At 60.2% G+C, this 21,723-nt stretch carries 18 protein-coding genes and 4 pseudogenes; 10 read left to right on the forward strand and 12 right to left on the reverse strand.

All coding sequences use genetic code 11. The annotated features are described in order from the left end of the window. Positions 1-9: 9 nt before the first annotated feature. From BSG20_RS01110 to BSG20_RS01130, 7 genes and pseudogenes are all read left to right on the forward strand, one after another. Positions 10-579: pseudogene (locus BSG20_RS01110) on the forward strand (transposase); the annotation flags it as partial. Positions 580-1,032: 453 nt separating this feature from the next. After that, a complete protein-coding gene (locus BSG20_RS01115) occupies positions 1,033-2,130 on the forward strand; it encodes a branched-chain amino acid ABC transporter substrate-binding protein (RefSeq protein ID WP_072370713.1) in 1,098 nt (365 codons plus the stop codon). Between the two features lie 87 nt (positions 2,131-2,217). Beyond that, positions 2,218-4,086 (forward strand): annotated as a pseudogene (locus tag BSG20_RS37185) (PAS-domain containing protein); the annotation flags it as partial. Between the two features lie 162 nt (positions 4,087-4,248). After that, positions 4,249-4,968 (forward strand): annotated as a pseudogene (locus BSG20_RS38590) (ATP-binding protein); the annotation flags it as partial. Beyond that, the gene (locus BSG20_RS38595; RefSeq protein ID WP_342030071.1) at positions 4,942-5,424 is read left to right on the forward strand and encodes a response regulator; all 483 of its coding nucleotides are present in this window, start codon (positions 4,942-4,944) and stop codon (positions 5,422-5,424) included. The pseudogene BSG20_RS38590 and the gene BSG20_RS38595, both read left to right, overlap by 27 nt. Next, a pseudogene (locus tag BSG20_RS01125) lies at positions 5,417-5,795 on the forward strand (response regulator). The gene BSG20_RS38595 and the pseudogene BSG20_RS01125 overlap by 8 nt, the downstream one beginning before the upstream one ends. Beyond that, entirely contained in the window at positions 5,792-6,838 is a 1,047-nt protein-coding gene (locus BSG20_RS01130) for an adenylate/guanylate cyclase domain-containing protein (protein WP_072370716.1), read from the forward strand. Before BSG20_RS01125 ends, BSG20_RS01130 begins: the two are co-directional and overlap by 4 nt. Before the next feature lie 541 nt (positions 6,839-7,379). Here BSG20_RS01130 and BSG20_RS01135 read toward each other — a convergent pair. The 5 genes from BSG20_RS01135 to BSG20_RS01155 all read right to left on the reverse strand — a co-directional run bounded on the left by BSG20_RS01135 (position 7,380) and on the right by BSG20_RS01155 (position 11,680). Then, positions 7,380-8,012, reverse strand: a complete 633-nt coding sequence (locus BSG20_RS01135) for a hypothetical protein (RefSeq protein ID WP_093040993.1) — start codon at positions 8,010-8,012, stop codon at positions 7,380-7,382. A gap of 28 nt (positions 8,013-8,040) precedes the next feature. Continuing rightward, positions 8,041-9,435, reverse strand: a complete 1,395-nt coding sequence (locus BSG20_RS01140) for a selenium-binding family protein (RefSeq protein ID WP_072370776.1) — start codon at positions 9,433-9,435, stop codon at positions 8,041-8,043. Positions 9,436-9,657: 222 nt separating this feature from the next. Next, positions 9,658-10,443, reverse strand: a complete 786-nt coding sequence (locus BSG20_RS01145; RefSeq protein WP_072370779.1) for an anti-sigma factor family protein — start codon at positions 10,441-10,443, stop codon at positions 9,658-9,660. Continuing rightward, complete coding sequence (locus tag BSG20_RS01150; RefSeq protein ID WP_072370782.1) at positions 10,440-11,045, reverse strand: RNA polymerase sigma factor; 606 nt, start codon at positions 11,043-11,045, stop codon at positions 10,440-10,442. Before BSG20_RS01150 ends, BSG20_RS01145 begins: the two co-directional genes overlap by 4 nt. Before the next feature lie 59 nt (positions 11,046-11,104). After that, complete coding sequence (locus BSG20_RS01155; protein WP_072370785.1) at positions 11,105-11,680, reverse strand: tetratricopeptide repeat protein; 576 nt, start codon at positions 11,678-11,680, stop codon at positions 11,105-11,107. A gap of 163 nt (positions 11,681-11,843) precedes the next feature. Here BSG20_RS01155 and BSG20_RS01160 point away from each other — a divergent pair, with 163 nt between their 5' ends. The 3 genes from BSG20_RS01160 to BSG20_RS01170 all read left to right on the forward strand — a co-directional run bounded on the left by BSG20_RS01160 (position 11,844) and on the right by BSG20_RS01170 (position 14,718). Further along, positions 11,844-12,896: a type III polyketide synthase gene (locus tag BSG20_RS01160; protein WP_072370788.1), complete on the forward strand. Its 1,053-nt coding sequence runs from the start codon at positions 11,844-11,846 to the stop codon at positions 12,894-12,896. After that, positions 12,893-13,396, forward strand: a complete 504-nt coding sequence (locus tag BSG20_RS01165) for an isoprenylcysteine carboxyl methyltransferase family protein (RefSeq protein ID WP_072370791.1) — start codon at positions 12,893-12,895, stop codon at positions 13,394-13,396. Before BSG20_RS01160 ends, BSG20_RS01165 begins: the two co-directional genes overlap by 4 nt. A 74-nt stretch (positions 13,397-13,470) precedes the next feature. Further along, positions 13,471-14,718, forward strand: a complete 1,248-nt coding sequence (locus BSG20_RS01170) for an NAD(P)/FAD-dependent oxidoreductase (protein ID WP_072370794.1) — start codon at positions 13,471-13,473, stop codon at positions 14,716-14,718. Positions 14,719-14,945: 227 nt separating this feature from the next. Here BSG20_RS01170 and BSG20_RS01175 read toward each other — a convergent pair whose 3' ends face one another. The 7 genes from BSG20_RS01175 to rirA form a co-directional block, all read right to left on the reverse strand. Then, positions 14,946-15,485, reverse strand: coding sequence for a gluconokinase (locus BSG20_RS01175; protein WP_072371113.1), 540 nt, complete (start codon positions 15,483-15,485; stop codon positions 14,946-14,948). A 43-nt stretch (positions 15,486-15,528) separates the two neighbouring features. Next, positions 15,529-16,368: a dipeptide ABC transporter ATP-binding protein gene (locus BSG20_RS01180; RefSeq protein WP_072370797.1), complete on the reverse strand. Its 840-nt coding sequence runs from the start codon at positions 16,366-16,368 to the stop codon at positions 15,529-15,531. Next, positions 16,365-17,201: an ABC transporter ATP-binding protein gene (locus BSG20_RS01185; RefSeq protein ID WP_072370801.1), complete on the reverse strand. Its 837-nt coding sequence runs from the start codon at positions 17,199-17,201 to the stop codon at positions 16,365-16,367. The genes BSG20_RS01180 and BSG20_RS01185 overlap by 4 nt, the downstream gene beginning before the upstream one ends. 1 nt (position 17,202) lies before the next feature. Next, on the reverse strand, positions 17,203-18,093 hold the full coding sequence (locus BSG20_RS01190) for an ABC transporter permease subunit (RefSeq protein ID WP_072370804.1): 891 nt from the start codon (positions 18,091-18,093) through the stop codon (positions 17,203-17,205). Between the two features lie 9 nt (positions 18,094-18,102). Beyond that, positions 18,103-19,107: an ABC transporter permease subunit gene (locus BSG20_RS01195; protein WP_037114015.1), complete on the reverse strand. Its 1,005-nt coding sequence runs from the start codon at positions 19,105-19,107 to the stop codon at positions 18,103-18,105. A gap of 90 nt (positions 19,108-19,197) precedes the next feature. Further along, positions 19,198-20,793, reverse strand: a complete 1,596-nt coding sequence (locus tag BSG20_RS01200) for an ABC transporter substrate-binding protein (protein WP_072371116.1) — start codon at positions 20,791-20,793, stop codon at positions 19,198-19,200. A 333-nt stretch (positions 20,794-21,126) separates the two neighbouring features. Beyond that, on the reverse strand, positions 21,127-21,612 hold the full coding sequence (rirA, locus tag BSG20_RS01205; RefSeq protein WP_072370807.1) for an iron-responsive transcriptional regulator RirA: 486 nt from the start codon (positions 21,610-21,612) through the stop codon (positions 21,127-21,129). Positions 21,613-21,723: the final 111 nt, after the last annotated feature.

The following is a 21,723-nucleotide window of genomic DNA, read 5'->3' on the forward strand; positions in this document are numbered from 1 at the left end:
GTGCTGGAAGAGACCTTCGGTGTCCGCCTGCCGCGGGCACTCAGCCCGCCGTCATCAAACAGGCGCTGCGGGCCAGCGCGGGAATAGCCGGACTGTCTGCCGCCATGCAGGGCCTCATTGCAGCGCGTGCCGCGGTGCTCTCGGCCGTCGCGGCAATCGATGCCGACATCAAGAAGATGGCCAAAGTTTCCACGGCATGCCGCCACTGAGGACGATCCCCGGCGTCGGCCACCCCACTGCGCTCGCCTTCATTTGCCGTCGTGGATGACCCGTGCCGCTTCAGGCGCGCCCCGCGATCTGGGCGCTTATCTCGGCCTGGTGCCACGTCGCTTCCAGTCGGGCGAGGTCGACTACCCGGGCAGCATCGCCAAATGCGGCGACCGACGAGTCAGCATGCTGCTGTATGCGGCGGCGAATGTCATTCTGACACGATATCGAGGCGCATTGAAGCTGAAGGATTGGGCATTGGCGATTGTCAAGCGCACCACCATGCGCAAGGCACGGATCGCGCTCGCCAGGCGGCTGGCCATCATCATGCATGCGATGCTCAGGCACGACACCGTCTTCACGGCCGCCTAACGGAGCACCGCCGACGAGACAGGAGACCGAAACGAGCTCCCGAGCGGCGCCGATTCTGTAGCGCACGGCCGTTCGCATCGGCCGACTGCGATTTCAACCAAGCCGCTCCACACCCCATCACGTGCCACGTGAGCACGCAGAGAACGCAGGCATCTAAAAGCGTCGACATTGCTCAGAACCGAGCTCGGCAAGCCCCGCCGACAGCCCTGTTCGCGACGGAGCCGCTCACGCGCTCGCCATGAACGTGCCCTGCTCAGCGCCTTCGATACCAGAGGCCATATCACTCCCCAGCACCGCATGGTATATTTTGAGGGATGGCGATCAGGCGCCGCTGGGAGTGGATTGCTGATCGGGCTGGTCGCGATTGTCACATCATGACGGCGGCGCCTCGCCGCGCGGTTGCGGTACCGCTCTCGTACACAAAATTCCGGTATCAAGGCGGAAGGCTTTTCCATGCACCGCATCGTTGCCGTCGCTATTCTCGCACTTGCAGCGGTGGTCAGTTATACCGCGCATGCTGAGGTGCTGATCGGCGTTTCAGCCGCGATGACCGGACGGCTCGCGTGGATCGGCGAGCAGGGACAGCGTGGCGCAGAATTGGCCGTGGCCGATATCAATGCGGCGGGCGGCGTTTTAGGCCAGCAGGTTCGGCTCATCGCGGTCGACGACTTCTGCGATCCACAGCAAGCGGTGGCCGTCGCCAATAAACTCGTGGCTGACGGTGTGATGCTCGTCGTCGGGCACTACTGCTCTGGAGCCTCGATCCCAGCATCAAAGGTGTATGAGGCGGCGGGAGTTCTGCAGATTTCACCGGGGTCGACCAATCCTCTGCTGACCGAACAAGGCCGTGCCAACGTGTTCCGCGTCATTGGTCGTGACGATGCGCAGGGCGTTGTGGCCGGCAACTACCTGGCCGATCATTGGGGCGACAAGAAGATTGCGATCCTTCACGATGGCACCACCTATGGCAGGGGCCTTGCCGATGAGACCAGAAAGCAGTTGAACAAGCGGGGCGTGAGCGAAGCGATCTACCAGGCGTACAGTCCTGCGAAGAGCGACTATTCGGCTGAAATCGCGGCACTAAAGGCTGCGAAGGTCGCCGTGGTATATGTCGGCGGTTATCACACTGAGGTTGCCCTGATGGTTCGCGCTGCGCACGACCATGGCTACGCGGTTCAGTTCATCTCAGGCGATACAATGGCCACCGAGGAATTTGCTCTGATCGCCGGTTCAGCCGCCGAGGGAACCCTCTTCACCTTCTCTTCGGACGCACGGCGAAACCCCGAAGCCGCCCCAGTCGTGGAGCGGTTCCGTGCAGAAAACTTCGAACCTGCAGGCTACACTCTATTGAGTTACGGCGCGGTTCAGGCCTGGGCGCAGGCGGTCGAGAAAGCCGGCTCGCTGGATTTGCGCGAGGTGGTTGCTTCATTGCGCGCCCACTCGTTTGATACGGTATTGGGCCGTATCGACTTTGACGACAAGGGCGACCTCACGGTTCAGAGCTGGGTATGGTATGTTTGGAAGGGTGGCGAATACGTGCCGTTGGAATAACCCAACGCTGATCACTGTGGGTCGCGCTCGAGACAAAAATCTGTGCAGGCCATTTTGAGCACATCAGCCGGATCGATGGTTGCCGCGATGGTTAAACGTCTTGGCATACGTGGCCGCTTGCTCCTCGCTTTCTTTGGTATCAGTACCTTCGCGGTCCTCGCGACCGCCGCCGCCGTGTATGCCTTCCTCCAAGTAGGCGATGTCGTCGAGCGGATCACGGAGCGCCGGGTCCCATTCGCGCTTGCATCGCTGGAGCTTTCCCGCCAAGCCGAGCGGGTCGCCGCCACGGCGCCGGCCGTACTTGCGACGACCAGCACGGCTCAGCACAACGAGGTCTCGGCTGCGATCGGGGTGGAGATGGCGCGCCTCGAAGAGTTGCTTGCCGCGCTCAAAGGCACAGCAGTCAGCACGGCGGCGGTGGCGGAGATCGAAGCCGCGGTGATTGGTCTGCGGCGCAACCTGAACGCTCTCAACGATCTTGTCGCCGCTCGCCTCACCGTGGTTGCACGCAAAGAGGAGCTGCTGCGCCGGTTGTCGGCTACGACAATCGCAAGCGAGCGTCTTGTAGCCCCCGGCATCCTCGTGATGAACTCCAAGGCCCCCCAGTGGCGTGTAACCGTGGCGGATGCCGCCGCACCACCCGAAGCACGCGCGGCGGCTACGACAGACCTTGCGCAGGCAATTTCCGCCTACATCCCGCAACAAAAGGCACAACGGGAGATTTCGGCGATCAACGAAGCGCTGCTCAAAACGGCAGTCGCGCCGACGTCCGGCGACCTGGCGCTGATGTCGTTTCCGATGCGCCGCTCGGTCGAATCGCTTGCGGCGGTGACGCCCGAGATGGATGAGAAGCTGCGGACACGATTTCGCCAGCGTGTGGCCGAATACAGTGCGCTTATCGAAGGTCCGAAGAGCATTGTACAAGCGCGTGAGGAGGAGCTGGCAGTACTAACAGATGGCGGGAAGCTTTTGGTCGAGAACGCTCAGCTCTCGCGCAATTTAACCGTTGCCGTGGATCGCCTGGTAGCTGCAGCTAACCGTGACATCACCGAGGCTGGTCGTGAAGCTGCGACCGTCCAGCGCTACGGTACCGGAGTTGTTCTTGGCTCAGCCGTTCTGAGCCTCCTGAGTTCAGTTCTGATCGTCTGGTTGTATGTCGACCGCAATCTTCTTGCCCGCTTGTCGGGGCTGAGCCAAAGCATGCTTGCCATCGCTGGCGGCAATCTTCGGGCACCACTGCCAGCCACGGGCCGCGACGAAATCGGCCGCATGGCCAAGGCGCTTCTGCTGTTCCGTGACACTGCGGTCGAAGTCGAGGAAAAAAATCTGCGAGAGGTCGCCGAAGCGCGCCAGCGACTCGTCGATGCAATCGAGAGCATCTCCGAGGGCTTCGCCCTTTACGACGGTGAGGACCGGCTTGTTTTGTGCAACAGCCGCTATAGGGAAATCCTCTATCCCGGCATAGCCGATGCCGTCGTGCCGGGTGCGCAATTTGAGACGATTGTCCGTAAGGCAGTGGAACAGGGCCTCGTCGAGGATGCGAAAGGTCAGGAGGAGGAATGGCTCGCCGCGCGGCTTGCGGCACACTGCAACCCTAAGCAGACGCTGGTTCAACATCGCAGCCATGACCGCTGGGTTCAGGTAAATGAGCGGCGCATTACCGGCGGCGGCACGGTCGCGGTCTACACCGATATCAGTAAGCTAAAGAGGCATGAAACGGAGCTCGAGATCGCCCGCGACGCGGCCATGGCGGCGACACAGGCCAAGAGCAAATTCCTTGCCAGCATGAGCCACGAGTTGCGCACGCCGCTGAACGCCATCCTGGGCATTACCGAAATGCTGCAGGAAGATGCCAGCGAGGCTGGCCAAGGCGAACTGATCGAACCGCTTCAGCGGGTCGCGCGCGCCGGCAAGCACCTGCTCAAGCTCATTAATGAGGTCCTCGATCTCTCAAAGATCGAGGCCGGCCGCCTGGAATTGCATGTTGAGGAATTCAATATCGCAGGCGTGGTTCAAGATGCAGCGATGACCGCGCAGCCACTTGCGCAGAAAAACCGCAACCGCATCATCATCCGATGCCCAGATGAAATTGGCAACATGCGCGCCGATCAGCTTCGGGTGCGCCAGATACTCCTCAACCTATTGAGTAACGCCTGCAAGTTCACGGAAAATGGCAAGGTGACGATTGGGGCGACCTGCGCGACGCTTGATGAAGGCGATGGCGTGATATTTACCGTCGCCGACACCGGTATCGGCATGACGCCGGAACAGATGGCGAATCTGTTCCAAGAGTTTAGTCAGGCCGACAGTTCTACGACCCGCAAGTACGGTGGCACCGGGCTAGGGCTTGCCATCAGCCAACGCCTGTGCCGCGCGATGGGTGGCCGCATCACCGTGGACAGTACTCCTGGCTCCGGCACCAGGTTCACCGTGTGGCTGCCGTTGGCAATCGACGGAACCTCAACGCAGGAGAGGTCGTCTCTTGTCGCCGCTGATAATGGTGTTCGCCTCGTCTCTAACGTCGTTCTCGTCGTTGATGACGATGAGACAGTGCGGGACCAGTTGCGCCGGTTTCTCGTCCGCGAGGGTTGCGATGTAGTGACGGCCAAGGACGGTGCGGAAGGCCTTAATCTGGCCCGGCAGGTGAAGCCAGCGCTCATCACCCTTGACGTGCTGATGCCGGGCTGCGACGGCTGGAGCGTCCTGCAGGAACTGAAGGCGGATCCTGAGCTCGCGAGTATTCCCGTGGTGATTCTGACCATGGCCGATGAGAGCAACCGGGGGGACGCACTCGGTGCCGCCGATTACATGATGAAGCCGATCGACCGCGATGCGCTCCAGAAATTAATCACGAAATACTGGTCCGCTGCACGTGGTGCGGCGCTTCGTGTTCTGATCGTCGAAGATGACGAGAACACGCGCCAGCAATGGCGTCGCATATTGAGCACCGAGGGTTGCGACGTGGACGAGGCCGAGAATGGCCGGGCCGCCCTGGACCGTCTCATCCACACGCCTCCGGATCTGATCATTCTGGACCTCATCATGCCGGAAATGGATGGCTTCGAGTTCCTTATCGAACTGCGCAAGCAGCCTGCCTTCAAGGTGGTGCCCGTCGTAGTTGTGACGGCGGCGACCCTTGACGAGAAGGAACACCGGCGCCTCAGTGGTGGGGTCGAGCGCGTGCTCGCCAAGGCCGCCTTCAGCCGCAACGAGCTTCATGAGGAGTTGCGCAAGATGGTTGCAAGATACATCGTCAAACGAAACTCGCCTGACAAGGATCGCCATTGTGATTAGGATCCTTTATGTCGAAGACAATGAGGACAACATCTACATGCTGTCCGCGCGGCTGAGGCGCAAAGGCTACGAGGTGATCGTCGCCACCGACGGTGATCAAGGGTGTAGCGCGTGCGCGATCGGACGCGCCTGCGCTGATCCTGATGGACTTAAGCCTCCCCGTCCTGGACGGCTGGGAGGCGACAAGACGTCTCAAAGCATTGCCTGAGACGCGGGATATTCCCGTGATCGCACTCTCGTCGCACGCAATGGCCGGCGACCGCGAAGCAGCACTGGCAGCCGGGTGCGACGACTACGATACCAAGCCCGTCGACTTCACGCGCCTGCTTGGAAAGATCAAGGCCCGACTTCCAAAGGAGTCGACGCAATGAGCGAGGTTGCTCCCGCGCTGCTCGTCGTTGACGATAACGAGGACAATCGCTTTACGCTGACCGAGCGGTTGAAGCGAGAAGGCTACCGGAATGTGGTGTGCGCCAGCAATGGACGGGAAGCGCTCAAACTGTTGGCGACCAGGCCATTCGATCTCGTGCTGCTCGACATTACGATGCCGGAAATGGACGGCTACCAGGTGCTCGAGCACCTGAAGGCCGATACAACTCTGCGCAACATTCCGGTTGTCATGATATCGGCGGTCGATGAAATCGAGAGCGTGGCGCGCTGCGTCGGCCTCGGCGCCGAGGATTATCTTGCCAAACCGTTCAACGCGGTCCTGCTGCGTGCCCGCGTAGCCGCCTGCCTGGAAAAGAAGAAGCTGCGCGACCAAGAGGCGGTATACACGCAGCAAATCGAAAACGAAAAGCGCCGAGCGGACGAGCTTCTGTACGCCATCCTGCCCCCCGGCGCGGTGCGCGAGCTCAAAGCAACTAATGAGGTCCGACCCCGCCGATATAACGAAGTCGCGGTGCTATTCTGCGATATTGTTGGCTTCACATCCTATTGCGACGAAAATCCACCGGAGAAAGTGGTGGAGGATCTTCAGGCGCTGATCGGCGAATACGAACGAATCGTGCGCCAGCATGAGATGGAGAAGATCAAGACGATCGGCGACGCCTTTATGGCTACGGCCGGCCTGTTTAATAGCGTGCCAGATCCGGTTTTTGCCAGCTTGCAATGCGGACTCGACATGGTGACGGCATCGCGCCGCATCGAGCCGAAATGGGAGGTTCGAGTCGGCGTCCAGTTCGGGCCAGTCGTGGCCGGGATCATCGGGCAGCGGCAATACGTGTTCGACCTGTGGGGCGACACTGTCAATGTGGCCTCGCGGATCGCGGCATATGCTAACCCTGGGACTGTGGCGACGAGCGGGGCCACCTGGCTTCGCATTCGCGAGCGGGGTCGTGGGCGCTCTTTGGGCTTCGTAGAAATCAAGGGCAAGGGCCGGATCGAACTCATCGAATGCCTGGAACTTCATTGAGGGGACCGGAACAACCTCATCCATTGCATACCCGTGGGTCTCGTTTGCCAGGTGAGACGTTCGAGGAATACGGCAAAAGCCTGTTGCTTCCGCAGCAGATATATAAGACCGCGGAAGGTCCGGATGGCCCCAGAAGCGGAAATTATTGCCGCTCAATCCTCTTGCTGACTGACGCCCTAACCCTGGGCACAAAGGTGGCATCCACGGTCGCTCGCGACGGAAAAACAGAGGGAATTCAAAGGCGATTTAGATAAGCCTTTGAAATCATGTGAGAATTCATGCTCTTCAGCCAATTCTCGCTAAATTCCCTTAATTCCTTGTTTTTTCGGGCGTGCGGATCACGTTTTAGCGTCGATAGCGACCTGATGCCCAGAACTGTAGCCCACAGGTGATGGGCACGCAGGGCGCCGCCGGTGGCGAGCGAGGGCAGTCATCCATGACGGTCCGCCACGACGTCGAGAACCTCATTTGTCGCGTGGGGCAGGTGGCATGGAAACGCACAGCGACCGAGGTGACCACATCGACGGGATAGGAGGCCCCTTCACCCGACGATCAGCAGCACGACACCGGTACCAAGCAGAACCAGCGTCCATACGAGATCCACGTTGATCCAGGCGCTGCGCAGTATCTCGAGCCCGACCCAGCGATAGACCGCCAGGGCAACGAGGCTTGTGACCGCCAACATCGCAAGGGTGTGGACGCCGACCGCTGCGATCGTCATCGCCGCGGACCCAACGCTGCCGATTTCGCCCAATGGCGACTCGGTGAGACAGAGGGGTATCAAGGCCGGCAGGACCATGAGCCCCGCACCATGGGCCGTCGCCATCAGGAACGACCAGAACGCAAGACCGGCGAGCCCCGTGCGCAAACCGATGCGAACGCGGTGCCGGTGTCCAAAAGCATGATGCCAGATAGCCCATGCAATCAGCGCGCCTCCGGTGGCCGTGCGCACCGCATCCTGGTTCACGAACAGACCGGCCGCGACCACGGCTCCGGCCACCAGTGCGATCGATACGGCGTGTCCGAGAGCGATCGCTGGCACTGCCTGAACCACCGCGGCGGAGCTCTGCCGATGAACGCCAAGCGCGACGGCGAACAGCCATCCCATCGCCGGATTGAGACCATGAAAGGCGCCTAGTCCCGCCAGCAGTATCCAGGGCCAGAGCTCGTTCATGGGCGCCTCATCGCCTGCGCCTCGCTCCCTACGGATAACAATAGGAATCTGACGAGCAATCGCCACCCTGGAGGCGGACCTGGTGCGGGCGATGCGACTTCGGCCATTCGACGTAGAATTTCTCGTCGAAGGCAATGCCGCCGTCCGGTTGCGCGTCAAGCTTCACCATCCAGCCAGAGACGCCATCGGGATAGAACTGCTCGTCGATCGCGCCATAGAGCGAGTTGGTGAAGTAGACGCGGCGACCGTCGCGGCTGATCTCGACCATCTGCGGGCCGCCGTTCAGCGCGCCATTCTTCGCCCCTGGGTGCGATGCACGCGAGACGATACCGCCGATCCGCACCTTGCCTGTCAGCTTCGGCTTGAACGGATCGGAGACATCGTACTGATGAAGGTCACCAGTTCCCCAACAGGACACGTAGAGAAATCTGTCATCCATTGAAAGATCGATGTCGGTGACCAGCGGCGGCACGGCATTGAAACCCTTGAGCATCGGCGGCAATTGGTCGGCATCGGCCGGCTCCGCCGGAATGTCGATCACCTTTGTCACCCCCCATTTCTCGCCGTCGCGGTGCCAGACCCAGATCGAGGAGGAGAGGTCCTCAAGACTGAGCACGCAGTTGACGAACCCATAGGCTTTGGTCGGGTCGTGCGCGGGTCTGAGTTCGAATAAGAGCTGATACTTGTCGCCGAAATCGATCGTCTGCAGGTGCTTGCGCTTGTGCAAGTCCCAAAAATGCAGACGGCGGCCGTATTTCGCGCCGAGCAGGATTTCGGGGACGAGACCATTTTCGAAGGTATCCGGCGTGCCCCACTCGCTGGTGACGAGCGTATCGTGGCCAAGATGCCACCAGACATCATACGAAAGTTGTTGTGGCCCCCGATCCATTTCCCACTGGCCGCGGACCTCGAAGGTCTCGTGATCCATCAGAAAAACGCCGCCTGGGGCTTTGCCTTCGGCATTGCCAAGTGCGGCAACATAGATCCCTTCCGGTCCGCAGTGAACGGTATGTGGCCTGGAGTAACCGGTCCGTTCGGCCACTTCGCCGGGTTCGATCACCTTGACGATGGACGGATTCCTGCCATCCGGTTTGGTGTCGATGATATGGATGCGCGAAGATTTCAGTCCCGGCACGACCAGATAACGGCGCTCGGCGTGCGGATGCGGTGCGTTCGGGCATAGGCAGGACGAGCAGGCGTTCCAGCCGAAATGATGCAATTCGTCGCCGACATTGGGCATCGCGAGAGTATTTACGATCTGTCCGTAAGAAGGCGATTTCGGATCGACATCGACGACCGCGAGCTCGTCGGGAACCGCTCGCGCCGGATCGAAGGCGACGACGTAGGCGAGAGTCTCCGGCGCGGCCTTCATGGCCATTCGCGGTGACGGATAAAAGCTTGGATCGGGTTTCCACGTTACCATGTGCAGTGCTCCTGGCTCGCGTTTGCTGAACAATGAAAAATGTTCGCTAGATGCTTGCCGACAGCCGACTGACCGCTGCGGACGGGGCAGGATCCAAGGATGTTTCGACGAGATACCGTTTCGAAACCGGCTGAGCGAGCCGTAGAGGCAGTCCTCCCCAGGCAATTGTCTCAAATAATGGCGGGTTTGGGCAGTCCCTTTTTCGCCGCCTCCCTCATCCCTTCATGCCGAAGTGTTTTTCCTGACATCCTCCGCAAGTTCCTGCATGAGGTCGATCGGAATGCGGCCGATCAACATGAAGGCGTGCGTTGCGTTTGACCAGTAGACAACGTTCATGCCGTGCCGGCCTTCGACGTCAGGCTCCTTCATGCCAACATCCGAGCGCACGATGCAGAGTGCCAACGGGCCCGTCTCCGGGTCCAGATAGGCAATCTGCGCCAGCGGCTTGTCGTCATACTGCAACAGCTGGGCGCGCTTGAACTCGATGCCCGGCAGCGACACGGCTTCGGGTGACAGGGAAAGCCCAAGCTTATCGTCGAAGCGGGCAAGTTGTTCAGCCTGCGCGTCATCGGACGGCGACGGGCCGGCCAAAGTATCCGCTGTATAGAGGGCGATGTATTCTGCAACGATAGCGCGCCATTCGCTGCTTTCATCAGGGGCATGAACGCGATTGCGTATCCCGATGAAGGCCCGGTCGGCCACGACACCGGCGACGAGGCAGGCAGCAAGCGCGCCAAGGAAGCCGCGGCGACTGGAGCGCGCGGGCTTTGCGGCGACCGGCACAATGCCAAGCATGGCATCGAGCTCTGCCTTGGGTGCTGCGGCAAGCAGCGACTCGAAAGCTTGCTTGAACGCAAGGCTGCTCTGCGACAGGAACTCCAATCTTGCGGCCACACGCTCGTTCGAACCGAGAAGCGCTTCGATGCGCGATGCTTCGATCTCCGACAGTTCACCGTCGATATAGGCCGTCAATTCCTCATCGGTGGGGATTGGGTTCTTGTCGTTCATGTGGCCCCCTCTCCCGAGACGCTGGCTGCGATCTTGGCGCGCGCGGCGGCAAGGCGGCTCATCACGGTGCCAATCGGGATATCCAAAACGCTTGCCACCTCCTTGTAGGAAAGACCCTCCACATAGGCGAGGAAGACCGCGGCCCGTTGCGCATCCGGCAGCGCATTGACCAGCCGCAGAACCTGGTTTGCCATGACATGCATTTCCGTGTCGCGAGCGCCATCGACGACCAAGGCCTCGTCTGCATCGACGAAGCCCTGACCGAGGCGCACACGTTGTGACCGGATCTCATTCAGCCAGATGGAATGCAGGATGGAGAACAGCCAGCGGTCCAGCCGCGTTCCTGCCTCGAACTGCTCGACGCGCTCGAGGGCGCGCAGGCAGGTCTGTTGCACGAGATCGTCGGCAACGTCGCGGCGATGCGAGAGCACAAGGCCATAGCGCCAAAGCCGCAACAGATTGTCCGCCAGGCCGCTTCTGATATCGGCTTCGCTTGCGATGAGAGCCTCCGCCACGGGTTTTCCTTCCAAAGCCGCCGGTTGCACCGGCGGCTTTGGTATTGCGCGACTATAGGCAGGAAATGTGGTGTACGCGACCGGCATTTGGTAGTTCCCGTTCAACCGAGATTGCACATTCCCGCTTCTCGTCAGGGTCACAGCTTCTAGGGCTTGAGGATCGCTTCGTTGAGATCGCGATACGCCTCGCATTCCGTGCCGCAGATCGCCTTGATCGTTTCGAGCTGTTCCTTGGCGAGATCCAGGCGCCCCTTGACGACGTATGCTTCGCCGAGATATTCGCGCACCTGCGCATACTTGGGATCAAGTTCGACAGACTTCAGGTAGTAGGAAATTCCTTCATCCGTGCGGCCAAGCTTGCGGGTGGCGTAGCCGCGATAATTCAGGGCCTCGGCAGTATTCGGGTTCTTCAACGTATCGAGCATGGCAAGCGCTTCTTCATAGCGTCCGGCCTTCGCCAGCGAATAGGCATAGTCCGTGCGGTTTTCTTCCGTCACGTTGGCGCTGCTCTGCTTGACGCACCTCTTCGTCCTCTTGTCGTACATCTGGCCCTTCTTGCAGGTCGGCATCGTGCCGCTGCTGCCGCCAGAACTACCGGCGCCACTTGAGCCGCTACCGCCGCTGCCACCGCCGCCTATCGCGAAAGCAGGGGCGGAAAGCGCAAATGCGGCAATGCAGCCGCCGACCAGGATGGAAGCAATGCGAACAGTCGCGATCGTCATGGGATATCTCCTAGGAAAATGACGTTGGCGCCGAATGAACACCGTTGCCCGGAACTTTATTCGATGGCTGCTCTTCTTTTTCTCGTCGCGCGGTCCCGGCGCCAACGAATAAATGCAGGTCTGAGGTGTTAGCCGCTCACGCGCCGGTCAGAAGGAGTATTCCGTGAGCGATACCGTGAAATTACTGAGTCTTGCCGTCGCGACGCCCGAGCATGTCATTACACAAAAGGAAGCAGCGGAGACCTCCGCTCGCCTGTTCTCGTCCCGCTTCAGGGACTTTTCGCATCTCGCCAGCGTCTTTGACAATGCGGGCATCCGGAAACGCTATGCCGCGCGTCCCCTCGAATGGTTCATCGAGCCGCATGGCTGGCAGGACCGCATGGAAGCCTATGGCGAGGTGGCGCGCAGCCTGTTTTTCGAGACAACCACCAATGCATTGAAGCAAGCGGGCCTGCAGGGACGCGACGTCGACTGCATCGTCACCATCTCCTCCACCGGGATTGCGACACCGAGCCTCGATGCACAGCTCGCGCAGAGGATGGGCTTTCGCTCGGACATCGAACGCGTTCCCGTGTTCGGGCTCGGCTGCGCGGCCGGTGTTTCCGGTTTCGCCATTGCCTCGCGGTTTGCCCGGGATCGGCCGGGCAAGACAGTGCTTTTCGTCACAGTCGAACTTTGCACGCTGGCGTTTCGGCTGGACGAGTTGACGCGCGCGAACATCATCGCCACGGCGCTTTTCGGCGACGGCGCCGCCGCCTGCATTCTCCGGGCGGGACCGGAGGGCAAGGCTGAGGTCGAGTCGACGGGCGAACATCTTTTCCCCGATACGCTTGGCATCATGGGCTGGAAGATCGACGACACCGGCTTCGGCGTGGTTCTTGCCCAATCGCTGCCGCCCTTTGCCGAGGCGGAACTCGGCCCGGCCGTTGACGGGATATTGGCGCGCAACGGCCTCTCGCGACGTGATATAGATCGCTTCATCTGCCATCCCGGCGGCACAAGGGTGCTTGCAGCCCTGGAAAGCGCGCTGTCGCTTGAATCAGGAACTCTGGATCACGAGCGCGCGGTACTTGCCGAATATGGCAATATGTCGTCGCCCACGATTCTCTTCGTGCTCGAGCGTGCCCTGAAGGCAGGGCTGCCTGAGCGCAGCGCGATGGTCGCCATGGGGCCGGGTTTTACCGCAAGCTGCGTGACCTTGAAGAGAGTCGCATGATGTGGCCCTCCGTTGCACTCCTCGCCTTCGTGACGGCACAGCGCCTCGCGGAACTTGCCCTTGCCCGCCACAATACGCAGGTGCTTCTGAGCAGCGGTGCGAAGGAGGTCGCGCCGCAGCACTATCCTTACATGGTGGCCCTGCATAGCTGCTGGATCGCCGGATTGTGGTTGCTGGCGATGGGCCGCCCGGTCGACCCGATATGGTTTGCCATTTTCATCGTTCTACAGGCAGGCCGGCTCTGGGTCATCGGCACGCTCAAGGGGCGATGGACGACACGCATCATCGTGCTGCAGAGCGCTCCACTTGTCAGCAGCGGCCCCTACCGGTTCATGGCCCATCCGAATTATGCTGTCGTGGCAGGCGAGATCGCCGTGCTTCCTCTGGCCTTCGGGATGCCCGTCTACGCGGCGATATTCTCGGTGCTCAACGCGGCAGTGCTTTATGTCCGCATCAAAGCCGAAAACGAGGCGCTGAAAACGACAATGTTTTTGAAATGAAACGAGATTTTTCGTTTGCGTGCAGCGCGTCGGAGCGGCATTTTCATTGCTTGCAATAAGTGGACTGCCCGGCAATGACAAAGAACGCAATTATACTTGGCGCCGGCATCGTCGGCGTCTCGACGGCCATTCACCTGCAGCGCAGGGGGCTGCAGGTGACGTTGATCGACCGCAAGGCGCCAGGCAATGAAACCTCGTTCGGCAACGCCGGTCTCATTCAGCGCGAAGGCGTCGTGCCATACGGCTTTCCGCAGCAGCTCGGCCTTTTGATACGCTACGCCTTCAACAACCGTATCGACGCCCACTATCACCTCAAGGCGCTGCCCGGACAGCTTGCCTTCCTCGCCCGCTACTGGTGGAATTCCAATGCCAAGCGCCACGAGATGATCTCCCGCGCCTATGCCCCGCTCATCGAGCACTCGATTTCCGAGCACAACGATCTGATCGAAGCGTCCAATGCGCAGCATCTGATCCGCAAGGATGGCTGGATGGAAATCTTCCGCACGGCCGGCCGGCGCGATGCCGAATTCGCCGAGGCCGAGCGGCTGCGGGCCGAGTTCGGCGTCATGCACGAGCAGTTGGACGCCACCGCCGTGGCGCGGCTCGAACCCCATATCAAGGGAGATTTCCTCGGCGGCCTGCGGTGGCGTGATCCATGGTCGGTGCTCGACCCGCATGGCTTGACGATGGCCTATCGCTCCTATTTCGAGAGTCTCGGCGGCAGGTGTGTCACCGGTGACGCCAACTCCCTTGGTCGCTCCGGCGCGAGCTGGCGGGTGGTGACCAGCGAAGGCCCGCTGGACGCGGAGGATGTGGTCCTGGCGCTCGGCCCCTGGGCCGCAATTGCGACACGTCGGCTCGGCTACGCCTTCCCGCTCGGCGTCAAGCGCGGCTATCACATGCACTATGCCGCAGCAAACAATGCGACCCTCAACAACTGGACGCTCGATGCTGAGCGGGGTTACTTCCTTGCACCGATGAGCCGCGGCATCCGGCTGACGACTGGTGCTGAATTCGCCGCGCTGGATGCGCCGAAGACACCCGTGCAGCTCGACCGTGCCGAGAAGGTGGCACGAATGGTCTTTCCGCTCGGCGAAAGGCTTGATCCGGAGCCATGGATGGGCGCCCGCCCCTGCACGCCTGATATGATGCCCATCATTGGAAAGGCGCCCCGACACGACGGATTATGGTTCGCATTCGGCCACGCACATCACGGGTTGACGCTCGGGCCGGTCACCGGCCGCGTCCTAGCGGAAGTGATCACCGGCGGGGCGCCGTTCATCAACATTTCTGCCTATTCGCCGCAGCGCTTCAACCCATAAGCAACGCCTGCATACCGGTTATCGCTGGGCAGTGGCGTCATCTGCCGGCAACGTCATCGGGGTTTGCCTGCGGCCGTATTTCTTGTTCGAGGAGAAAGTCCTGCTACGGACCGACGGCGAGCGCGGGATGCCGAAAGTGTGAGCTTTTTTCCGCTGAAATCCCGCTCTATCTCTTTTATCCAAATCAGGATTCAGGTTTTGGGCCATCGGCCTAAGATCATCCTGGTCTAAGCGATTCCGAAAGACTTGAGACCGCGGAGCGCCGTCTGCGCGATCCCTCCGATCGTATCGTCGATATCGACGGTCACGACGCCAGGCTCACCGGTTGGCACTTCGAGTGTCGCGAGTTGGCTTTCGAGCAACGATGGGGGCATGAAGTGGCCCTTGCGCTCGCCCATTCGTTTCGTCAACAGCTCCTTCGAGCCCGACAGATAGACGAAAAACAGATCGCCATTCACCGCCTTGCGCAGCCGGTCGCGATAAATGCGCTTCAACGCCGAACAGGAAACGACAACACCCTGCCCGCGATCAAGCGACGCTTTCATCGTTTGACCGATCAGGTCGAGCCAAGGCATGCGGTCGTCATCCGTCAGCGGAATGCCTTTCGACATCTTCTCGACATTCGATGTCGGATGAAGCTGGTCGCCCTCGACAAATTGCGTGGCGAGGGCTTCCGAAATACTCAGGCCAATGGAGGATTTGCCGCAACCACTGACCCCCATGACGATGATGGCGTAAGGGGCCCCATTGTCTCTGGCATCGCTCATCTCGCTCATCACTCCAGCACCGGTGCCGCCAACGCTGGCGTGACTACGAAGCTACCAGGGCGGCATTCTTGCGAGCAATACGCGCCCTGATGGTTTCGACATCGGCGCGCGGCGTGGCCGCAAACAATGTCTTCGTGTAGCTGTGCTGCGGATCATTGAAAACCTGATCCCGCGTGCCGTATTCCACAGCCTCTCCGAAATACATCACCATGACATCGTCGGCCATGTAGCGGACGACCGACAGGTCGTGGCTGATGAAGACATAGGTGAGGTTCAGTTCGTCCTGCAGGTCCGCGAGCAGATTGAGCACCTGTGCCTGGACCGAGAGATCAAGCGCGGACACCGGCTCGTCGAGAACCAGGAGCCTCGGCTCCAACATCAGAGCGCGGGCGATCGCGATGCGCTGACGCTGGCCGCCGGAGAACATATGCGGATAGCGGTTGAAATGGATCTCCTGCAGGCCGACCTTCTTGAGCATCGCCATCGCCAATTCGCGCCGCTCAGCGGCGGGCGTATCGGTGTTGATGATCAGGGGCTCCATCAGGATGTCGCCGATCTTCTTGCGCGGGTTGAGCGAACCGTATGGGTTCTGGAAGACGATCTGGACCTTGCGGCGAATTTCCGGTGTCATATCGCCCGCAGCGATATCGACCTTCTTGCCATCGATGAACAGGTCTCCGCCACTCGCCGGATCAATCATGGTGACGATGCGGGCAAGGGTAGACTTGCCGCAACCGCTTTCGCCGACAATCGCCAGCGTCTTGCCCTGCTCCACCTTGAAGCTGACGCCCTTGACGGCATGCACGGTTCTCTCCTTCTTGAAGAGGCCGCCCGGCAGATAATAGTTGCGGACAATATTCTTTGCTTCGAGGACTGGCGTCATTGGGCCGCTCCCTTGAAAATCTCGCCGATGGTCGGCAGCCGGTCGCCGGTGGCGTTCTCCGGCAGGGCGGCAAGCAGTGCCCGGGTATAGTCGCTCTTGGGGGACTCAAAGAGCGACAGGACGTCGGCCTCTTCCATCTTGCGGCCCTTGTATTGAACGATCACCCGATCGGCCGTCTCGGCGACGACGCCCATATTGTGCGTAATCATGATGAGGCCCATCCGATGCTCCGCCTGCAGCCGCATCAGGAGATCGAGGATCTGCTTCTGAATGGTCACGTCGAGCGCAGTCGTCGGTTCGTCGGCGATCAGAAGCTTGGGATTGCAGGCGATCGCAATGGCGATCATGACGCGCTGGCACTGCCCACCCGACATCTGATGCGGGAAATGGCCGAGCCGTTCGGCAGGGTTGGGAATGCCAACCGCCTCGAACAGCTCGATCGCGCGCTTGCGTCGCGCAGCCTTGTCGAGACCCAGATGGATTCGCAGAACCTCTTCGATCTGAAAGCCGACCGTGAAGCAGGGATTGAGGCTGGCGATCGGCTCCTGGAAGATCATCGACATATCCTTGCCGATGATCTTGCGTCGTTCGCTTGCCGACATGCCAAGCAGACTACGGCCATCGAAGAGCATCTTGTCGGCCGTCACCTTTGCCGTCCACGGCAGAAGCCCCATCGCCGCGAGCATCGAGACCGACTTACCGGAGCCAGATTCCCCAACGATTGCAAGAACTTCACCGGCATCGACCTTGAGCGACACACCATCAACGGCGCGAAACGGACCCGTAGACGTCTGGAATTCGACGGCGAGATTTTCAATTTCAAGAAGTGCCATCTCAGGACCTCTTCAGTTTGGGGTCAAGCGCATCGCGAAGACCGTCGCCCATCAGGTTGATGGCGAGAACGGTGATGAGGATGCAGAGACCCGGGAAAGTAACGAGCCATGGCGAGCTTTGGAAGAATTCACGCGCGTCGGCAAGCATTGTGCCCCACTCTGACGTCGGGGGCTGGGCACCCATGCCGAGGAAGCCGAGAGCTGCGGCATCCAGGATTGCGGCAGAGAATGCGAGCGTCGCCTGGACGATCAGCGGCGCCAAGCAATTCGGCAGAATCGTCTTGAACATGAGACGGAACGTACCGGCGCCGGCCACGCGTGACGCTACGACATATTCCTTCTCGCGCTCACTGATCACGGCGGCGCGCGTCAGGCGCACGAAATGCGGCTGATTGACGATCGAGATGGCGATCATGGCGTTCAGCAGGCCGGGACCCAGGACGGCGACCAGCACGAGGGCCAGCAGCAACGACGGGAAGGCCAGGATGATATCCATGACGCGCATGATGAAGGTGTCGACGCGACCGCGGAAATAGCCGGCAACGAGGCCGAGCAGTACGCCGGCGACGGCAGACAGCGATGCGACGACGAGGCCGATGAACAGCGAGAAGCGCGTGCCATAAATCAGGCGCGAAAGCATATCGCGACCGACGGCATCCGTTCCGAGCAGGAACATCGAATTGCCCTTTTCCGACCACACCGGCGGCACACGCTGCATGCCGTCGAAAGGAACGTTCGGATCATGCGGGGCAATCAACGGCGCGAAGACCGCCATAAAAAGGACCAGCAGAAAGATGCCGAGGCCGATGACGGCGCCCTTGTTGCGAGAGAAGTAGTACCAGAACTCAGAGAGCCCCGACGGTTGGGTCGACTTGGTGGTTATCACACTCATAAGCCGCTCCTAATGACGAATACGTGGGTTGATGAGACCGTACATGAGGTCGACGATCAGATTGACGATCATGATGATGCCGGCGATCAGCAGCAGCCCGCCTTGAACGACGGTGTAGTCGCGCTTGAAGACGGCATCGACCATCCATTTGCCGATACCCGGCCAGGAGAAGATCGTTTCCGTCAGGATTGCGCCGCCGAGCAGGACGCCGACCTGCAGACCGATCGAAGTCACAACCGGTATCATGGCGTTGCGCAGCGCATGCAGGCCGACGACGCGTATCGGTGCGAGGCCCTTGGAGCGTGCGGTGCGAACATAATCTTCGCCCAACACTTCAAGCATGGCCGAGCGTGTCTGCCGCGCGATGACGGCAAGCGGAATGGTTCCGAGAACGATGGTCGGCAGGATCAACGAAACGAAAGCCGACTTGAATGCGCCGGCCTGGCCGGACAGCAAGCTGTCGATCAGCATGAAGCCGGTGACCGGCTTGAAGAAATACATCAGCGAGATGCGGCCCGACACAGGGGTCCAGTGCAGCGTATTCGAGAAGAGAACGATGAGCAGCAGCCCCCACCAGAAGATCGGCATCGAATAGCCAACAAGGGCCACGCCCATCACGCCCTGGTCGAACCATGTTCCCCGCTTGACGGCTGCGAAGATGCCAGCGGGGATGCCCAGCACGATGGCAAACAGAATGGCGCAGAGCGAGAGCTCGAGCGTCGCCGGAAACAGCGAACCGAACTCCTGCAGAACCGGGCGCTTGGTGACGATCGACGAACCAAGATCACCCTGCACCACATTGCCGAGGTAATCCAGGTATTGCACGTAGACCGGACGATCGAGGCCGAGATCATGCATGACCTGGGCATGACGTTCCGGCGCCATCACGCGTTCGCCCGACATCAGCATGACCGGATCGCCGGGCAGCAGACGGATGAACGAGAAGGCGATGAGCGAAACGCCGATGAAGGTTGGGATCAGGATCGCGAGGCGTCCGATGAGAAATCGCAACATTGGCAAGTGTCCATAGTGTTCCGGCGGTCAGGTATCAAACCTGACCGCCGGCCAAGCCCGGGATTGCCGGGCATCTTTGCATAATTTTGATTACTCGGCGATATCAACGCCGTCGAAGCGGTGAACACCAACCGGATCCTGCACGTAGCCGGAAACCTTGGCGCTCATCGGCACGAATTCCGTGGAGTGATCGATCGTCGCCCACGGAGCTTCCTTCTTGAAGACGACCTGAGCTTGTTCGTAGAGCTTGGTGCGCTCAGCGACGTCAGCGGTCTTCTTGGCCTTCTTCACGAGGTCGTCGAATTCCTTGTTGCACCACTGCGCGCGGTTGTTTCCGCCGACGGCTTCGCAGCCGAGCAGCGTATCAAGGAAGTTGTCTGGGTCGCCGTTGTCACCCGTCCAGCCGAGGATCGCGGCACCGTCGCGGGCCTTGTCCTTGGAGAGCTTCAGGTATTCAGCCCATTCGTGGGTAACGATGTCGACCTTGACGCCGACCTTGGCGAGGTCAGCCTGCATCAGTTCAGCGGCGCGACGTGCGTTCAGCATATAGGGACGCGAAACCGGCATTGCCCAGATCTTCATGCTGAGATCCTTGACGCCAGCCTTTTCGAGCAGGGCCTTGGCCTCGGTCGGGTTGTAGGCGTCGTCCTTGATGGCGTCGTTATACGACCACATCGTCGGCGGGATCGGGTTCTTGGCAACCTGGCCGGCGCCCTGGAAGACGGCCTCGACGATCGCCTGCTTGTTGATCGCCATGTTCAGCGCCTTGCGCACTTCGGCCTTGTCGAACGGAGCCTGAAGCGTGTTGTAGGCGAGGTAGGAGACGTTCAGGCCCGGCTGTTCCAGAACCTTCAGGCTCGAGTCGGTCTGCAGGTCCTTGATGTCAGCCGCGTTCGGGTACGGCATGATGTGGCATTCGCCGGCCTTCAGCTTCTGGGCACGGACGGAAGCGTCCGGGGTAATCGCGAAAACGAGATCGTCGATCTTTTCCTTGCCCTTGAAGTAGGTTTCGTTGGCCTTGTAGCGGATGACGGCATCCGGCTGGTAGGCGACGAAGGTGTACGGGCCGGTGCCGAGCGGCATCTGGTTCATCTGCTCCATCTTGCCGTCAGCCTGCAGCTTGTCGGCATATTCCTTCGACAGAACGGAGGCAAAGTCCATTGCGAGGTCAGCGAGGAACGGTGCTTCCGGATGGTTCAGCGTGAACTTGACGGTCAGGTCGTCGACCTTCTCGACCGACTTGATGAGGTCGGGGAAGCCCATGCCTGCCGCATATTCGTAGGAAACGCCGGCGACATACTTCGCCCACGGGCTATCAGCCTTCAACTGGCGCTCGAACGAGAAGACGACGTCGTCAGCGTTCAGATCGCGGCTTGGCGTGAAGAACTCGGTCGTCTGGAACTTGACGCCCGGACGGAGCTTGAAAGTGTAGACCATACCGTCGTCGGAAACCGTCCAGCTTTCGGCCAGGCCCGGCTCGATTTCGGTCTTGCCGTGCTGGAACTCGACGAGACGGCTGTAGACCGTGCGCGAGGAAGCGTCGAAAGTGGTGCCTGCAGTGTAAATGCCGGGATCGAAGCCTTCCGGCGAGCCCTCAGAGCAGTAAACGAGCGTTTTGGACCAGGCTGCGGATGCCATGGCCGAAGCCAGGACCGTCGCGGCCAACAAGACAGACATCTTTTTCATGATATCGTTTCCCAGGTTTGTTCTTTTCTTTGAGATCCCGGAAACCCTCCGGAATGACGGCAGATGGAACGACATTTATTTGCTGAAATCAACGACCGAAGTGGAAAATTTTTCCAGATGGACAACTTTAGTAATTTTCCGCCAAAAATGGGCCGCATTTAGAAATAAACGGACTGGATAAACTCGATTCCTGTCGCATTTGGTATAATTTCGCGTCGGCAAGAGCATTGTTGCACACGCCACGCGCGAATTTTTAGCACCAAACTCCCCTAAAACAGAACAACCGCGGCACGAAACGCTGCCACGGTCGCATCAAAAATTCGTCATCGCGGGTTAGGCCGCCGGAGCGGCAATCGTCGGCTTGCGACGAGGTTCACGATCGCCCGTCAGGCCCAGCAGGAAGTTGATCTGCGGTCGCGCCTTGACGAGATCGTCGATCGAATATTGCGTCAGCACGTCGAAAAAGGCGTTGAGCGCCTTGCGCAAGGCGGAGTTCAAGCCGCAGCTGTCGACAAGCGGGCATTCGACCATGCCGTCGTCCTCGAAGCACTCGGCCATCGCGAAGCTATCTTCCGTGACGCGAACCACGTCGAAGAGGCTAATGTCCTTCGCCGGTTTGCCGAGCCGCACACCGCCGTTGCGGCCGCGAACCGTCTCGACCAGGCCGGCCTTGTTAAGAGGCTGCAAGATCTTGAACAGAAAGAGTTCAGAAACGCCGTATGCCCTGGCAATCTCCGGAATCCGGCTCAGCTGCCCATCATTGGCAGCGCAATACATCAACATGCGAACCGCATAGTTGGTCTGCTTGGTCAATCGCATGCCGATCTCCAGAATCGTCAGTTACAGTGGTCTATATAGTGGTTTTGGTAGTTTTGAACAATTCCAAAATATGAAATTATTCACCTTATGTGAGACGGATTGCCGCGACGT

The sequence above is a fragment of the Rhizobium tibeticum genome, assembly GCF_900110205.1.
GTDB classification, from domain to species: Bacteria; Pseudomonadota; Alphaproteobacteria; order Rhizobiales; family Rhizobiaceae; genus Rhizobium; species Rhizobium tibeticum.